At 75.9% G+C, this 1,376-nt stretch carries 1 pseudogene; it reads left to right on the top strand.

Annotation, left to right across the window (positions count from 1 at the left end):
- Window positions 1–1,376: pseudogene (locus MFF54_RS26015) on the top strand (cellulose biosynthesis cyclic di-GMP-binding regulatory protein BcsB); the annotation flags it as partial.

Here is a 1,376-nt window from a genome sequence, read left to right as displayed (position 1 = left end):
CGACGCTCGCCGCCACGGGCAATACCGGCGAGCAACCCGCGGGAACACCGGCCGGTGCCGAGCTCACCGCCCTCACCCGCGGTTATCCGATCCGCGGCGGCGAGGACCTGACGCTCGATCGGCTCGGGGTGGCGACCCGGGAGTTCAACGGACGTCAGCTCCGGGTCGCCTTCGAGGTGCGCTTCCCGGCCGATCTCGTGCCGGCCGACTACGGCAAGGTGATGCTGCATCTGGCCGGGGGCTACGCGGCGGGGCTGGAGCCGAGCGCCCAGATCGTGGTGGACATCAACGGCCGCAACGCGGCGAGCGTCGCCCTGCCCTACAGCCGCGGCGAGGTCTTCGACGACAGCGCCATCCCGCTCCCCTTGAGCCTGTGGCGGCCGGGCCTGAACCGGGTCGAGATCAGCGCCCAGCTGCCGGCCCTCGCCGACCGAGCCTGCGACACGCTGGCGCCCGCGATGAAGCGGGCCCGCTTCCTCTTCCTCGACCGGACGCGCCTCGTCGTGCCGGCGCTCGCCCGCGCGGTGCGCCAACCGGATCTGGCCGCCGTGAAGGCCGGCGCCGTGCCCTTCGTGGCGCCGGGGCCGCGCCCGCGCCTCGTCCTGCCGACGCCCGACCGCGACTCGGCGGACGCCGCCGCGACGCTCGCGGCCCGGCTCGCCATCGCGGCGGGCCGCGTCATCGACTTCGAACTCGCCACCGACGAGCGGGCGGGCGGGGGCGGCGCGAGCCTCGTCGTCGCCCCGGTGCGCGCCCTCAACCCCGTCACCCTCCAGGCGGTCGGCCTCGATCCGGATCAGGTCAGGCGGATCTGGGAGGGCCGAGCCGAGACGGTGGCGACGCCCGGCGCCTTCGGAGCCGAGGGCGTGCTGACCCTCGACCGGCTGCGCCGCAACCTGCCGATGCGCTGTGCCCTGCCGCCCTCGGCCACGCCCCTCCGGGTAGCCTCGGCGGCGCAGGCGCCGGTACCGCCCGCCCCCCCGCGCCCTGCCGTTCCGTCGGGGGGAGCCTCCGCGGCCTCCGCGGCGGCCCAGCCCGCCCCTGCCGTCAGCGAGGCGGAGATCATCGCCCGCTGGGACGAGACCGTGCGCGGGACGAGCGCGCTGCCCGCCGTGCTCGTCGGCGCCTGGGACGGACTCGCCCGGCACGTCGCGCAGGCGCGCGAGACGGTCTCCGGCTGGATCGACGGGCCGCCGCCCGAGGCTGTCCCGATCAATCCCCGCGCCTCGTTGATCATGGCGGAGGGCGGCACCCGCTTCGACGACACCACCGTGCTCGTCACGGCTCCGAACCCGTCGATGCTCAAGGCCTCGGTCTCCTGCCTGGTCGATCCGGTGGTCTGGACGCGCCTCGTCGGCCAGACCACCGGATCGACC

Source organism: Methylobacterium gregans (assembly GCF_022179245.1).
Lineage (GTDB): Bacteria > Pseudomonadota > Alphaproteobacteria > Rhizobiales > Beijerinckiaceae > Methylobacterium > Methylobacterium gregans.
Note: the sequence above shows the minus strand (reverse complement) of the source record. Positions and strands in the feature narration are given on the sequence as shown.